Genomic DNA, 15655 nt, shown 5'->3' with positions numbered 1-15655 from the left:
AAACTTTAAAGCTTATTGTATTTTGCACAGGAGCCTTTTGACTTTTCAATCGGGTATTTTTGTTTTATTTTTTCAATTTTTTGTAAAAATGCTTGAGTGGCATCAATGTTTGACACAGAGCAAAAGCGAAAGATTGAGAATAAAATGTCGCCAACTTCATCTTCGATTTCTTGGCGATTTTTTTGAGATTCTTCAAATGATGCCTGTGAGGTAATCCATAAAAATTTTTCTAAAAGTTCATTTGATTCAACAGAAAGGTTCATGCTTAAATCTTTTGGGGTATGAAACTGCCCCCAGTCACGATCTAGAACTAACTCTGTCGCGATAGATTTCATTGACTCAATGCTGGTGTTTGTATCGTTGTTTATCATTGTGGCCTGTTTTGAAATACTTTGTTCCATTTTTCTATAACTTTCATAATCTCATCTTCTACTTCTTGCGACTTTGCAGATAGTGGTTTTTTCTCAGGTTTATCAGTTTTAGTTTCGGTTGCTTCTTGTTTTGATAATTCTTGGGAACCATTTAAATTATTAACAATTGTTAATAGTATACTTAAAAATAATAACTGTTGTTTCATCATTACTACCTTATATTTCTTTTTTGATTCTAAGTGGACTATACGATATACTTTTGTAGTCGATTTTACAAGCGTTTGCCAAAGGATAATGTATGAATAAGTTGCCAGATATAAAGACAAATTTTCCAGAGTGGTATCAAGAAGTAATCTATGCTGCAAAACTTGCAGATCAAGCTCCAGTCAGGGGTTGCATAGTAATTCGTCCTTATGGAAATGCTATCTGGGAAAATATCAAGTCTGTGCTTGATGCGCGCATCAAAGCAACGGGTCATGAAAATGCATTGTTTCCTTTGTTTATTCCTAAATCATTTTTTGAAAAAGAAGCAGAGCATGTCGAAGGGTTTGCTCCAGAGCTTGCAATTGTAACCCATGCTGGCGGCAAGGAGCTCGAAGAGCCGTTGGTTGTTCGTCCAACATCAGAAACAATGGTTCATCATATGTTTGCAAAATGGATTGTATCCTATCGAGATCTTCCTTTAAAAATAAATCAATGGGCAAACGTTGTTCGTTGGGAAAAAAGACCAAGAGCTTTTTTAAGAACAACTGAATTTTTCTGGCAAGAAGGCCATACTGCACATGTAACTGAAAAAGAAGCGCTTGATGAAACTTTAATGATGCTTGAAGAATATGTGAAACTTGCTCAAAATTATTTGGCAATTCCGGTTATAAAAGGCAGAAAAACAAAACACGAACAGTTTCCTGGAGCACAAGCAACTTATACATTTGAAGCTTTTTTAATTGACGGGAAAGCTTTACAGATGGGAACATCCCATTTGCTTTCTCAAAGTTTTGCAAAATCCTTTGATATGAAATTTCAAGACCAAGATGGCAATCTTTCTTATCCATATCTTACCAGCTGGGGCACCACAACTCGTTTGGTTGGAGCTGTTGTTGGTAGCCATGGCGATGATCGAGGATTGATAATCCCCCCAAAAATTGCACCGATTCAAGTAGTAATTGTGCCAATACTTAGAAAAGATACAAAAGATATCGTTGTCGATTATGTTAAAAATTTAGAAAAAGATTTTATTGCCGCTGGTATCAAAGTTAAAGTTGATTTAGATGAGCATACATCGCCTGGTGCTAAATTTTATGAATGGGAACTCAAAGGCGTACCTCTTCGCTTAGAAATTGGAGCTCGAGATATTGATGGTGGAGTAGTCGTTGCAACTTCTAGACTTGGAAAAGAAAAGCAAACAGTTCCTGCTCAGGGTATTGTTGCATCGGTTGCTAACATGTTAGAAGAAATTCAAGCACAGCTACTTAAACGAGCTCAGGATCGATATGAAAGCATGTGGCATAAGGCTGACAAGTTAGAGAGCTTTTCGGCAGCACTGACTGAAAATAATGGTATTTATCAAGTTGGTTGGTGTCATGACTATGCTTGTGAAGAGCGGCTCAAAGAATTTGCAGCATCAATTCGATGTATGATTGATAAGCAAGAGCTTAAACATTGTTTTGGCTGTGGAAAAGATTCGCAGGGTGATGTTATTGTTGGTAGATCTTATTAAAAATAAGAGAAGTATGAAAAAAAGTAGAGTAGTAATAATTGGGATAAGCTTCATTTTTAGCTTTCTTAATGCAGTAGACCTTGCAAAAGAAAATAATTCTTTTGCAAATCAGGAATTGATCTCAATTAAAAAAAAAGAAGAATCTTTATCAAAGATGGAGATGATCGAATCGATTAGAAATCACATTCAAAAAATGGGTTTTGCTTCAGTTCATCATGAGGTTGAATCATTAAAGGCAAAACCGTTGATGGTTGTTAAAGATATTTATCAACAATGCAAGCAACAAGATCTTGGGCTTTCTATTGATGAACACAAGCCAGGTCAATCCAGTCGAGTTGAACTTGAATCAATTGGTTTAAAAAATTTAGACCAGCAGAAATCGAAGTTTATCAAAATTCCTGTAGTGAGTCCTGTCGTGACTTCAATCATGAAAAACATACAAAAAATATTTAATATTCCAGATGGATCACAAGGAGATCTTCTTGTGGGAATTTCTAAAAAGCTAGAGCAAATAGGTTTTTCAAAAGAAGATATTGATAATGAAATATCTATGCTACATAAAGCGTCAGTTTCAGATTTGAAAATGCTGTATCCAACGTTGCGTAGTGAGCTTGAAAAAAAAATTGCATCAAAGTCTTTTTATGTTGATGGAAAATCGTCGTCTGTTGATACAATTGCACAGATGGCTCATCAGTGGGCATCAACGGCAGCAATGGTAGCAGTTGTTGGCGTTTCGAGTAGTGGTTATGATTCGACTGGATTAACAGCTTTTTCAACTTCATTGTTATTAGATCCTCGTCTGACTTATTTTAATGAACTTACAAAAACAGATTTCTTAGAGCTTCTTTATGCCCATTATGATAGCTACGACAAGGCGAAAAATTTATATTTAGATCCAAATTATAAAGTTTCTTTGCTTATGTCTCGAGAAGAAATGTTATCTACGATCTCAGATAAAATGACAAGCTTGGGCTTTTCCAAAGAAGAAACAGCAGAGTTTATAAAAAATCACCAGGAAAATAGTTTGCAAGACATGCGATTTTTATATGAGTTTTATGAAAAGTTAGCCGATCAAAAAGCTAATCTGAGCAAGCAAGATAAAAGCGTTGCTCAAATGAATCGTGCGCAATTGGTCAAGGGTATTAGTTTTATGGTAAAAAATGTTTCCAAGGATAAAGTAATAGAATTTGTAAAAGAGCTTAAAAATCTTGATCTTGGAAAGCTTCAAACTATGTATCAAGATTTACAATCTATTTCATCTCAGTCAAGCAATAAGATATATGACTTACCAGCATTTCAATCAAAAACGCAGCAGCTCCTTGTTTATTTAATGAAAAATCAACCGATGATAGCAGAAATGGTTGAATCATTAATGATTACTAAGATAAAAGCTGATTTAAGAGCTCAGGGTAAAAGCGAGTTTTATGTTCAAGCTAAGATAAAACACCTAGAAGAAATTAAAGCAACTCCATCGGTTAACGCTATGAGCTTTGCTTATCTACCGTCTTCAGGTTTGTAAAAAAGGATAATTTTGAGAAATTTATTTCAGAAGTTTCAGCACTATTTAATGACAGAAAAATGTTCTGCAAATAATACGATTGAAGCTTATCGGCGTGACATTGAGCAGTTCTTACAGTTTTTAGAGACTGAGTATTCAATCTCAAGTGTTACTGACATTTCTAATCAGCATGTAAAAGATTTTTTAAAGCACCTGAAGCATACTTTAGACATTGGTTCAAAATCTGCATCTCGAAAGCTTTCTGCGTTAAAAACATTTGCAAATTATTTATCAAAGTATCATGACATCGTACCATTTACCAATGGGGTTCAATTTCCACAGCTCGCAAAACATTTACCAAAGCATTTAACCCAGGATCAGGTAAAGGCTTTGCTGGTTGCTGCAGACGAAGAAAAAACGGTAATTGGCCAACGTAATAAAGTAATGCTTTGCTTGCTCTATGCCTGTGGTTTTCGCGTCAGTGAGCTAGTTGCTTTAAAGTGTTCGAACATTAATTTTGAAGATAGCTGCTTGCAGGTATCAGGAAAGGGTGGAAAGGATCGAGTAGTGCCTCTGCCAAATGAAATAATTGTACTTTTGAAAGCATACCTTGATCAAATTCATTCCAGGCTGCTTGGGGTAGATGTAAAAACTAAAAACAAAAGTGCAAGGCGTGATACAGATTATCTTTTTCCTGTTTTATATGCTGGAAAAATGGGGCATATTTCTCGCCAGGCGTTCTGGAAAATCATAAAAGACATTGCTAAAAAATCTGGTTTGATCAATTCAATCTCGCCACACGTTTTACGCCATTCTTTGGCGACTCACATGCTTAAAAGGGGTGCAAATTTGAGAGTTTTACAAGCTCTGCTTGGTCATGAAAAAATAAATACAGTTCAAATTTATACACATCTTGAAATGACACATTTACGAGAATTGTATGATAAATATCACCCACGAGCATAGAAATCATTTCAAGATTGATTGAGAAAATATGCTGGTTTTGTATACTTGTTTAGTTATCAATTTTTTTATATGCAAGAAAGGTTTTCATGAGTAACTCGTTTGTGATTAGTCAAAAAGATTTTTTGGCTACTCTTTTTTTTATGCAGCCAATTTGCACAAAGAAAACAACAATATCATCAACTTCTTGCATTCTTTTCCATGTATCAAACAAAGAATTAATTTTAAAGGCTACAGATTTAGAAATTAGCCTACAGTACAGCTGCCAGCTTCTTGAAAGCTCCGTAGAAAGCATTCAGTTTTTAGTTCCGGGCAAAAAGATCTTTGATGTGGTCAAAGAGATGGCTGGAGATATTGAATGTATTTTTGATGAGAATCAATTGACTATTAAAGCCGAAAAGAAAATTAATATTTCTTTCAATATTAAAAGAGCAGAAGAGTTTCCACCGCTACCTGAGCGAATTGAAAATCTTATGCAGATTGATTCATTGTTTTTGTCAGACATGCTTGGAAAAGTTTCGTTTCTTATCCCACAAAATAATGCAACGCCATCACTCAATGGATTGTTTTTAGAAATTTCACCTAAAGATTTTAAGCTTACGACTACAGATGGTCATTGCTTGGCCCAAGTTACATCAGAAAAATATGTTTTAGAAAAAGAAAAGAAGTGGTTGCTTCCAAGGCGTGCTATTTTTGAACTTAAAAAAATTCTTGAGAATGCAGATGTCCCATCTATCTTTTTAGGAATGTGTGATAATCAACTAGTCTTTTCTGGCGATAGATTCAATTTTTTCACAAAATTACTTGCGGATGAATTTCCAAAATATGAATCAATTTTACAACATGATTCATTCATGCCAGCAACAATTAACAAATCAGATCTAGTAAAAACCCTTAGGCGGTCAGCTTGCTTGCTTTCGGGCCAGTTCTTAGCTACGAATTTTCTGTTTTCTAAAAAACACCTAAAAGTCTCTTTAAAAAATTCTGAAATTGGAAATTTAGATGAGTTGCTTACAATTGAAAATTTCACATCTGAAAATTTAGAAATGCGCTTTTATTCGCCATATCTTTTACAGGGTTTACAGTCCTTCGAAACTGAAAGTATTACTTGTTTTCTTAAAAGCAATACTCGACCGATTATTTTTAAGGCAAGTGATGAAATGTGTAATTTAATGTATTTGGTTATGCCAGTTTCAGCAAATAACGCGTAAAAGAGATTTGATTGTTTTTAACAAAACTAGAACTAAAGCAGTTTCGGTGCTTTACCGATAAATCAATTTCCTTTTCTTCGCAGATTACTTTAATTACTGGAGATAATGGTTCTGGAAAAACATCAATTGTCGAAGCGATTAATTATTTATGTTATTTTAAATCGTTTAGATCGCATGTTTTAACTGATTTAATGTCTTATGAGTCTGATAGCTTTTTTTTAAAAGGTAATTTTACCTTACATCAAGAGCCAGACGTTTCTCATGTGATCCAAGTTGGATATGCACACAAAAAGAGAATCATAAAACTAGACCAAAAAAACGTAACCTCTTATAAAGATACGTTTCCTTTTTTTAAGGTTATTACTTTAACAGAAGATGACATTGATTTAATTAAAGGTTCTCCATCTGGAAGAAGGGCTTTTGCAGATCAAGCTGTCCTTTTTGCCAAGCCTGAATCAATGGATATTTATCGCAACTTTAGAAATATCTTAGAAAATAGAAACGCTCTACTTTCCGGTGCTTATGGAAATTCTAATAATTTGGACAAAATAGAGTTTGAAGTTTGGACTGAAAAACTGTGGGCAAGTACGATAATGATTCAAGGGCTTAGAATCCTTGAGCTTAAAGCCATAGAAGTTGAAATAAACAGTCTGATCGATAGATATTTTGACGGAGTTTATGAAGTTGAAATTCAGTATGAGGCTAAAGTTGCCAAGCAGGGCGAATCCATGGAAATGTTTTTACAGAAAATATCTCAATTAAAGCATCAAGAGGTTGTTTTAAAGAGGTCTTTGTTTGGAGCTCATTTAGATGACCTTGTTTTTCAAATAAAGGGTAAAAAGGCAAAAATGTTTGCATCGAGGGGGCAACAAAAATTAGTCTCGCTTTTATGTAAATTAGCACTCATTTCGACCAATAGCTCGAATGGGCCATTGCCACTGGTTCTTATTGATGACTTTATCTCAGATTTTGATAAAATTCGGTTAAGAAATCTTATACATTTCTTCCTGTCATGTAAAAATCAGATCATTATCACATCCCCTTTTTGCGACTCAGAGCTAGAAAGTCTTATTCTAAAGGCTCATCCAGACGTCATATCAATAAATTCATAGACAGGCTGTCAGGAAATCTTTTTTAATTGTGCCTTGTCCGCTTGACAGAAGGGCAAGAACTGATAGAATTAATAGTGAATCAAGTAATTAAAATTAATTATAAATTATCTCATTTGTAATTAATTGCCAAATTTAATTTTGGGTTTTAATTACATTAATTGATTCTTTAAATTAGGCTTCATTACTACTCTCCTTTTTTCCACCGCCTTGGTACTTGTATCGACGCGGTGGATATTTTTTTGTAGAGCTTTTTTTATAAGGAGCCTGAATTGTGTTGGTAGGTAGTTATTGTATTTAATTTTCATAGTGAATCATAATTACAGGTATTGATTCATTGACCGTGAGTATTTCGCACATTCGCTTTATATCTTGAAGTGAAAACTGATCCAAAAGGTCTTTTGTCATTTCGATCCATACAAAATCAAAATATGAATGTTCAACAAAAAAATCTTCTATTGCTCTATCGATTTCAAAGCTTTGAGTATACTCTTGAATGAGTTGATACATGTCGACTGTTTGCAGATCAAGGCAAATAGGTATAGCAGTTAAACATCCAACATTATGATAATAATTTAAAGAATTCAAAAAAGTGTTAATTAATGATCGTCCGCTCGTAATATTTTTTACCGTGATTTTATGAATCCTCGGTGTCATGAAAATATTTTGCAATTCAATAATTTGAAAATCGCAAAATGGCGGATTAAAATTTTTAGCAAGTTTTTCATCTCGCAAGATCACTTTTTTTATCTCAACCAATGGTCTTAGCTGTTTCAAATTTTCCATCTCTCTCTTTCGAAATTTATGCTTCTTTTTTGAAACTGTTTATACTGTAGAAAAATTTAAAAAAGAGAGTCAATGGTTTTGCAAATAAAATAAAGATCTGGTGCTACTTTGTGTTGGTTCGTATTCAAAAAACATGATTCTGATCGGATAAGTCAATTGTGCTTATTATAATTCTAGCTCCAGGTCTTTTATTATTTTTTCTATTATCTCTAAGGGTATTTCTCTGTTCATTACTTGATCATGATTGAATTCGTGTGTGAAAATACATTGATGGTCAAGATTGAGAATTTGACTTAAAAACCAATAAGTTGCTTTAATTTTTTTTTGAAAGAGTTCTATGATTTTTGTTCCAGGTTTTGAAAAAATTGTATTAACTAGACCCGCGCCATGAGTAGCAATAACTATTTCTGCATTGTTAAATAATTCAACTTGTTGCAAAAAGGTTAGCTTGCTGAGCTGGTATCGCTCAAATCCATAAAGACTTAATAATTTAAAAATATCATCTTCGTTTGATGTTTGCCTTATTTGCGCATCTGACCTAGAAATAAAAACTTTTTTTGAAAAAAGATGGTTATTTTGCACAATAGGTAGCATTTTTGCTCTCAAGAAATTTATGTGCCAAGGTGCGCAGTATGATGTTTTTATGCTGCCCATTTGAGCATCTCCATGGGCTAAAGATGGAACAATGAGCTCGTCAGATACAATGTATGGATAATCTTGGGGGTCTATAACCTTATCTGGGCTTATGCCGCAAGCCATCAATGTTTCCTTCATGAAAGGTTGATGGCTTGAAACATAGAGAAAATCATATTCTATACCAGATGTTTCAAGGGTTGCTAGGCGTGATAAAACTGCGGATATCCAATGAAAGTAGCAAGCGGTTGAGTTTGTTTTGCAAGATACTGAAATGACGGCAACTCTGCCTGGAAAAAAATAAGCAGACTCTATGTTTTCGTTTTTGCTAAAAAACTGCGCAGCTTTGGATTTAAGTGACTTGAGAGGAAAGATAAAATCACTTATGATCTGATCTTGAAAAATAATAAATCCATCTTTAGAATATACTGATCCTTGTGGTATTTTTGCTACAAATGATTCTTTAAATATTAGGTTAACTGGTGCTAGTTTTATAGATAAGTCTTTGGAGAAGGAATTAAGGATTAGTTCTTTTTTTTCAAAAACTTTAAAGAGTTCGATTGCTGGATCTTTTGTGAGTAGCTCTTCTAGGCTGACCAAGCGTTGAGTATTTCCAAGTATTATTGATGAATTGAGTAGTAAAATGAACAGAAGAGTCATTGCTTTTTCCTTTTTAAGAATTTATATATAAGCCATGTTACATAAAAACCGTTAAAAAATGAAATAGGCCAGCTTTAAAAAGCTGGCCTATTTTCCAAAGAATTAATAAATAAAATTAATTCAAAATTGCTTCTCCGATAACAGCAATAACGCTTTCATCAGCAGCTAGCAAGTTAACAAGTGTCGTATCAATTGTAAATGGATTGTATGTTTCTTGATCTGAAATAGGCTCACAGCAACCTTCATTGATAACCCATCCTTGAACTTCAGATAGATTTCTTAGGTTTGTAGCATAAAACTGTAAACCATTTTGTGATGCAGCTATTTGCGCAATGTTTCCGCAAGTAGTAACTGTATCAACACGGAAAGGATCTTGTGGGCAGCTAAAATCAAAGATCTCTATTTTGTTTGGATGTGATTCATTTACAGCAAAAACAAAATCACCTTTAGCGATCATTTGAGTTACTTGACCACAAGCTTGAATTGATGAAACAAATTTACCACAGCGAGTAAATGCTTCAATTTTAGTATTGCAATGACTCGTTGTATAAACCAAGTTTTTCCCGTCAGCAGATGCAATATGTGTTACAACGCCAGAAACTTGTGGAAGCAATGTTTCATTGTCGCCATCTGTGCTGTATAAAGTAATATGTTTTCCATGAGCTAAGTACACAGAGCCTTCACAGTCTTCATCTTCTGTGTTGCGATTGTTTACCGCAATATCATTAATGCAATGAGATTCAACGCTTCCTTTGTAGCTATCGTTGTATCTCCAAATATCAACATGTGTGCGACATTCATTTAATGATGCAACATATTTTCCTGTTGCTACCAATTGCTCAATTGGTCCGTGTGCTTTATGGCAGAAAGCAGAAGATGATCCGCCTTCAGAACACCAATGATAAATTACATCTTTGTCAGACTGAAAGCTTGCAAAAACTCTATCACAACGTGTAGACGCAAGGTGTGTTATTTGTTCGTGTAAATTAAATGATGTGCTGATGTCGTCGCCATCATTATATTCATAGTTGCGCAGGAAGCAATCGCCGCCAACAAATAGTCTCTCTTTGCCTGCAACTAAGAAATTGACGTCAGATGGTTCACTCAGTGGATTGTATGTGCAAATCACACTTTCCCATTCACAGTTTTCAGCAAATCTCCAACCCCAAACATCATGAGGGTTGTCATTTGTTACTGCGAATACACGATTTCCACAATGCGAGCTTACAGCTAGCTTTTCTACAACTCCACAAGTCCAATCATTAATATTAATGCTGTTGTAAATAGCTGGGTTACATAAATCTTGGAAATTTAAGATTCTGATCATATTGGCACATGTTGTTGTTACAAAAGCAATAACACCATCTGAAAGAGCGTTCATTAATTTGATTGGGGTGTTGCTGTAGTATTTGCTTACTTGTTGACCAGAATTAGATTCGAAAACCAAGATTGTGCTATCTTTTGTTGCTGCGTAAATATAATCAGAGCAATCAGTTGTTGCAAGTATAGTAATTTCTGAATAAGCTTTTCCATCGAAATCACACTGATGATGACCGCAAGATGAGTATTTTTTAATAGTTGAGCCAACAGCCAAATAAATATATTGATCATTGGTGATAACTACATCTGTAATCGCTTCACAAGATTCAATAGTTCCTTGTACATCACCGCAAGCACTATAAATAGTTACTTTTTTGTTATTATGAGCAACTGCAGCAATTAACGATTCTCCCGCGTATAGCTTTGTGATATCGCCACATGTTGACTCACAGAATTCCTGTGCATGGCCACCACAACTATTAAATTTTTGTACTTTGTTTGGAATATTTGAGAAAACAGCAAAAGCTTCTCCACAGTGTGTTGTTGCTAAGTGAGTAATGGTTGATTTAGGTATTGTAAAGCAAGATTCATGATCACCACAGTAAACACTATAGCTTTCCATTTTGTCTTCATCTTCATTTTTACCATAAACAGTAACGCGATTTTCATCAGCAGCAATATGGCTGATGTCAATGCAGAATGTTAATGGATCAAATCCACTAATGGTATTTACTTCCATTCCACAGCATCCATCTTCTAAGCACCAGCCTTCAAGCTTTGTTAAATCATTGCTATGCGTTACAAACACTCGAGCATACCCACCAGAAGCGACAACCATTTCTCTAATTGGACCACAAGCTGTTACCGTTGTGATATGTGATGGTTCATAAGCACAGGTGAAATCAAAGATTTGAATTTGATTACAGCTTCCTTCTGAGACAACAAAAACATAATCATCTTGTGTTGCAAGACGAATTATTGCACCATCTGTGCAAACAGAAGAAACTTTAACACCTGTTGCATTATTCCAACACTCTAATTTGTTATTTTCGTCATTTGCAACAAAAATATAATCTGAAGATTTTGAAGTTGCTATAGCATTTACTCTTCCTGGAGCAGCTGGGCAAGTTTCAATAAAGCAACCATCAGCGGCATACCTATTAAAATGTTTGCCATAAGCAAGGAAAAGATTCTTTTCGCAGTCATAGTTGTTTAACGCCATCTTTGTGATAGGTTCACAGTTTTTAATGCATGATAATTTGTATCCTTCAGAGCACCATACATCAGCTTTAGCTGGGCATGTGCTATTTAATGTTGCTACAAATCCAGAAGCAGCTTGAATATCAGTAATTGGTCCAGCGGCAGGGTGACAAAATGTTGAGAATTCACCAGAGCAGCCAACGTTCCAAGAATGAACTTTAGAAGAATTTGTTACGTTGTCAGGAGAAACGCTTTGTGCTGATGCAAAAACTTTTCCACCATGTGTTGCTATGTGATTTAATCGTAAATTATGATTGTCGTAGCTAGACGCTGAAACTGAATTTGTTAAATCGTACTTGTATAAGCTTCCTGTGATAGAGCTTGATGATGGTTGCACAGCCCGCTGTGCTTTTTTTGGGATTATAACCTGTGTCAGTGATGTTAAAAACATACCGACATATAACATTTTTTTGATCATGAACTACTCTCCTTTTTGGGGATATACATATACTATTTAAAAGATCTTTTTTAAATAAGCCTCATAAAATAAATTTATTTCATGAGGCTTATTTTTTGTTAAGTATTAAAAGTTAATTATGAAGCTTGTCTAAAAATAGCGATTACAGAATCATCTGCTGCTAAAAGATTCATGTTGTTTGTTAATGTAAATGGATTGTATGTGTCAAGCTCTGTTGCTGGAGTACAGCTTCCAGAATCAATGCTCCATCCTTGAATATCTTTAGGATTTGTGCTGTTTGTCGCATACAATTCTAGTCCGTTAGCAGATGCAGTGATTTGCACAATCGGTCCTGCAGCTGTTACAGTATCAAGAAGGTATGGATCATGTGAGCAGCTAAAATCAAAGATTTCAATTTGATCTGGATTTGATGAATTTACAGCAAACACAAAGTCACTTTTTGATACCAATTGTGTAATTGGTCCAGAAGCACAAATGTGTGAAGACGTTACGCCTTCAGTAGTAAATGCTTCAATTTTATTATTATCTGAGTTAGCTGTAAATACTAATGCTTTGTCGTCATTTGAAGCGATAAGAGTAACTGTTCCTGAAACTTGAGGGAACATTGTTTCATTGTCGCCATCTGTGCTGTAAAGAATAACATGGTTTTCGTGTGCTAAGTAGACAGAGCCTTCGCACTCTTCTTCTTCTTGCTCAGTATCACAATTGTTGACCGCAATATCATTGATGCCAGATTTATTGATAGATCCTTTGTGTGAGCCATGATAATTCCAGATATCGACCGTGTCAGCACAATTGTTTAAAGCTAAAACGTATTTGCCTGTTGCAACTAATTGAGCAATCGGTCCTTGCGCATCATGGCAGAATGTTGAAGATGATCCACCTTCGGAGCACCATTTGTATATTTGTTTTTTGTTTGTTTCAATACTAGCAAAAACTCTATCGCAGCGAGTTGATGCAAGGTGAGTGATTTGTTCATGCAAATTAAATTGCATATTAACATCACCTTCATCTTCAAAGCGATAATTAGTTAAGTATCCTTCACGATACAACGTAAAGTTTGAAGGTGCGCTTGAAACTAAGAAATCGATAGGTCCTTCACACACAGTTAATGGATCAAATCCATCAAGAGTGTTAAATTCGCCTTCGCAATTTAGATGACTAACGTCCCATCCGTAAACTTGATTACTGTTGCATGCTGGAACTACTAATAATTTATTATGGCAGCTTGAAGTGCCAAGCATGTGTAAAACTCTATCGCCTACATCAATTCTACCAATTGTTTCTGGGCATGATGGCACACAGAAATCCATAACATGAACAACAGAAGGGCGTGACTCATAAATAAAGCAAACTTTTGCATCATCATAGGCAACAATTTTAGAAATTGGAGCATTGCCATAGAATTTACCAACTCTTTTGCCATGACGGTTGTCAAATGCAATAATTGCATCTTCTTCTGTTACGGCAAAAACATAATCAGCATTAGGTGATGTTGCAAGAGATCTAATAACCTCATATGAGCGTCCTTGATAATACCAAGCAAACTGACCATCGGGCTTCAGCTTTAAGATAAAAGAATTCAGGTTGGTAATATCATCGCCTGTGAAAATCAAAGCTTCCATAGTGATATAAATTGATCCATCGCATTCACTATTAATAACAAGGTCGATTACAGAAATATTACTGAAAATAACTTCGCCAAAGGATCCATCTAATTCAACAGATGAAATTTTACATCCGTCTGCAGAGAAAATATCAACAATATTGTTATCGCTTACCGTGACAATTAAGTCATCAGCAACGGCCATTTTAGATATATCTCCTGAAGCCTTTTCTTTGAATGCTACAGCATGTCCACCGCAACGATCAAACTTTTGAACTTGATTTGGAGCATTCTCAAAAACGGCATACACGTTACCACAATCTGTTGATCCAAGGTGAGTTACTACAGATTTAGGAATGGTAAAGCAAGATTCATGGTCACCACAATACACATTGTAGCTTTCCATTTTATCTTCATCTTTGTCTTTGCCATAAACTGTAACGCGATTTTCATCTGCAGCAATATGATGTACAGGTGAGCAAAATGTTAATGGATCAAAATTATTAATTCTGCAGCCATCATGCTTCCAGCCTTCAACTTCATTAATATTCATGCTGTTTGTAGCAAATACGCGAGCGCATCCGCCAGAGGCAACTACCAACTGTCTGACTGGGCCAGCAGCTGTTAATGTTGCGACAAAAGAAGGATCATACGGACAGACAAAGCTGAAAACTTCAATCTGATTTGACTCATTAATTGAAACAGAGAAAACATAACCATCTTGAGTTGCAAGACGAGTTACTGGTCCTTGTGCACAAACTGAAGATATTTTAACGCCCGTTGCGCTATTCCAGCACTCAATATGATTATTTTCATCATTAACTGTGAAAATATAGTTCGAGTCTTTTGAGGTAACAACAGAGTTAACGCGTCCTGCAAAAACAGGGCAGCTATCTTCAAATGTTGGTCCCTGAGCATTAAAGTAGCGCTCAAAACGTTTTCCTTGAGCAAGGTATGAATTATACCCATTTACAAACACTATCAACAATTGGATTGTCGATAGTGTTTGTAAATTGTGTTGAACCATCAAAAGTCCATAGATCTGCAACGTGTTGATCTGCACTGTTAAGAGCTGCTACTAAGTTATCACCAGAAACAAGTTTTGAAATTTCACCTGAAGCATTTGTTGAAAAAGTTGAGCTTGTAGGAGATCCAATAGTCCAAGAATCAACTCTGTTTGGAGTATTAGAATAGGTTGTAAAAAATTTAGTTTCTGCAGTTGCAAGGTGAGTGATGATATCTGTTGGGCCATATGTTTTATATGGAGCCGGTGTAGTTGAGCTTGTAGGATTTGCACTTAAGATATTAGAAATAACAGCTTTGACTGGTACGTTTGGATTGTTATTAGCATTGCTATTATTGTTTCCAGCTGGCGTAGAAGATGCCCCTGATGGAGTACCAGTAAAGCTACTACCACCACCGGTAAAAGGGCCTGTCTGTATGTTGGGTGCATAAGCACCCAACATACAGGAAAAAACTATAACTAGTTTGTTAATTCTCATTAAAAAACTCCCTGTTTATTTGTAAAATCTAGAAATTCAATGAACCCTGAATGCCAACGCTCCATAATTGAGCAGCATTGTTATTATCATTAGTGAATTCCCGATTAAAGACGCAGATGGAGTGTAACGATGTTCGTTCCATGTGTATCCAATTTGTCCAAATACTTTACCAGTGTATGCTCTTTGTGCAGCAGCACCATTGATATCAAGTGCATCATTTAAATCAGCAGGGATACGGTTTTTAGCTAGACGACCATCAGCAATTCCAGTAGGAAGTGTTGTTGGAAGAGAATAGAAAGATTCAGGTGTTGGTGGAGCAATTCCAACGCTTGCAGGTTGTACTGTATTTACTAATTGAACAGTAGCTTGTGATTTAGAAATTGTAGCTAACGGTTCGCAAAGGAATGTTGCATATGAATTTTGTCCAGCAATTGTTTCATTACCAACAATGTTGTACGCACTTACTTGGCGACCAACTACAGCAAAGTCATTTAAGTTTTGCAATCTTAAATCAACTGCTGAAGCAAAATCGATAGCTAGACATTCTTTTGATCTACCCCAGAATTCACCACCAACAGCAACATTCCAGTTATTGAAATGG

The 15655-nt window shown here is 35.3% G+C and carries 13 protein-coding genes; 5 read left to right on the top strand and 8 right to left on the bottom strand.

Annotated features, from left to right (window positions below):
* Positions 1 to 5: 5 nt before the first annotated feature.
* Together NTU89_01315 and NTU89_01310 are read right to left on the bottom strand one after the other, a co-directional pair.
* Positions 6 to 401: a nucleotide pyrophosphohydrolase gene (locus NTU89_01315; GenBank protein MCX5923185.1), complete on the bottom strand. Its 396-nt coding sequence runs from the start codon at positions 399 to 401 to the stop codon at positions 6 to 8.
* Positions 368 to 577, bottom strand: a complete 210-nt coding sequence (locus NTU89_01310) for a hypothetical protein (GenBank protein ID MCX5923184.1) — start codon at positions 575 to 577, stop codon at positions 368 to 370. The genes NTU89_01315 and NTU89_01310 overlap by 34 nt, the downstream gene beginning before the upstream one ends.
* A 92-nt stretch (positions 578 to 669) precedes the next feature.
* On the opposite strand from NTU89_01310, the gene proS reads away from it, so the two are divergent.
* The 5 genes from proS (at position 670) to recF (ending at position 6872) form a co-directional block, all read left to right on the top strand.
* On the top strand, positions 670 to 2088 hold the full coding sequence (gene proS, locus NTU89_01305; protein ID MCX5923183.1) for a proline--tRNA ligase: 1419 nt from the start codon (positions 670 to 672) through the stop codon (positions 2086 to 2088).
* A 13-nt stretch (positions 2089 to 2101) separates the two neighbouring features.
* Positions 2102 to 3607: a hypothetical protein gene (locus NTU89_01300; GenBank protein MCX5923182.1), complete on the top strand. Its 1506-nt coding sequence runs from the start codon at positions 2102 to 2104 to the stop codon at positions 3605 to 3607.
* A gap of 12 nt (positions 3608 to 3619) precedes the next feature.
* Positions 3620 to 4552 carry a tyrosine recombinase gene (locus tag NTU89_01295; GenBank protein MCX5923181.1) on the top strand — a complete coding sequence of 311 codons (933 nt, stop codon included), beginning with the start codon at positions 3620 to 3622 and terminating at the stop codon, positions 4550 to 4552.
* Between the two features lie 86 nt (positions 4553 to 4638).
* Entirely contained in the window at positions 4639 to 5760 is a 1122-nt protein-coding gene (gene dnaN / locus NTU89_01290; GenBank protein MCX5923180.1) for a DNA polymerase III subunit beta, read from the top strand.
* Between the two features lie 11 nt (positions 5761 to 5771).
* Positions 5772 to 6872: a DNA replication and repair protein RecF gene (recF, locus tag NTU89_01285; GenBank protein ID MCX5923179.1), complete on the top strand. Its 1101-nt coding sequence runs from the start codon at positions 5772 to 5774 to the stop codon at positions 6870 to 6872.
* A 294-nt stretch (positions 6873 to 7166) separates the two neighbouring features.
* On the opposite strand, the gene NTU89_01280 is transcribed toward recF, so the two are convergent.
* The 6 genes from NTU89_01280 to NTU89_01255 all read right to left on the bottom strand — a co-directional run.
* The gene (locus tag NTU89_01280) at positions 7167 to 7655 is read right to left on the bottom strand and encodes a hypothetical protein (protein MCX5923178.1); all 489 of its coding nucleotides are present in this window, start codon (positions 7653 to 7655) and stop codon (positions 7167 to 7169) included.
* A gap of 165 nt (positions 7656 to 7820) precedes the next feature.
* Complete coding sequence (locus NTU89_01275) at positions 7821 to 8948, bottom strand: glycosyltransferase family 61 protein (GenBank protein ID MCX5923177.1); 1128 nt, start codon at positions 8946 to 8948, stop codon at positions 7821 to 7823.
* A 115-nt stretch (positions 8949 to 9063) separates the two neighbouring features.
* On the bottom strand, positions 9064 to 11946 hold the full coding sequence (locus tag NTU89_01270; GenBank protein MCX5923176.1) for a hypothetical protein: 2883 nt from the start codon (positions 11944 to 11946) through the stop codon (positions 9064 to 9066).
* A gap of 116 nt (positions 11947 to 12062) precedes the next feature.
* Positions 12063 to 14579: a hypothetical protein gene (locus NTU89_01265; GenBank protein MCX5923175.1), complete on the bottom strand. Its 2517-nt coding sequence runs from the start codon at positions 14577 to 14579 to the stop codon at positions 12063 to 12065.
* Positions 14512 to 15054: a hypothetical protein gene (locus tag NTU89_01260; protein ID MCX5923174.1), complete on the bottom strand. Its 543-nt coding sequence runs from the start codon at positions 15052 to 15054 to the stop codon at positions 14512 to 14514. The genes NTU89_01265 and NTU89_01260 overlap by 68 nt, the downstream gene beginning before the upstream one ends.
* A 36-nt stretch (positions 15055 to 15090) precedes the next feature.
* Positions 15091 to 15655: hypothetical protein (locus tag NTU89_01255; GenBank protein MCX5923173.1), on the bottom strand; the 565-nt coding region annotated here is incomplete at its 5' end.

The organism is Candidatus Dependentiae bacterium, from assembly GCA_026389065.1.
Taxonomy (GTDB): domain Bacteria; phylum Babelota; class Babeliae; order Babelales; family Chromulinivoraceae; genus JACPFN01.
This window is presented reverse-complemented; position numbering and strand designations above follow the sequence as displayed.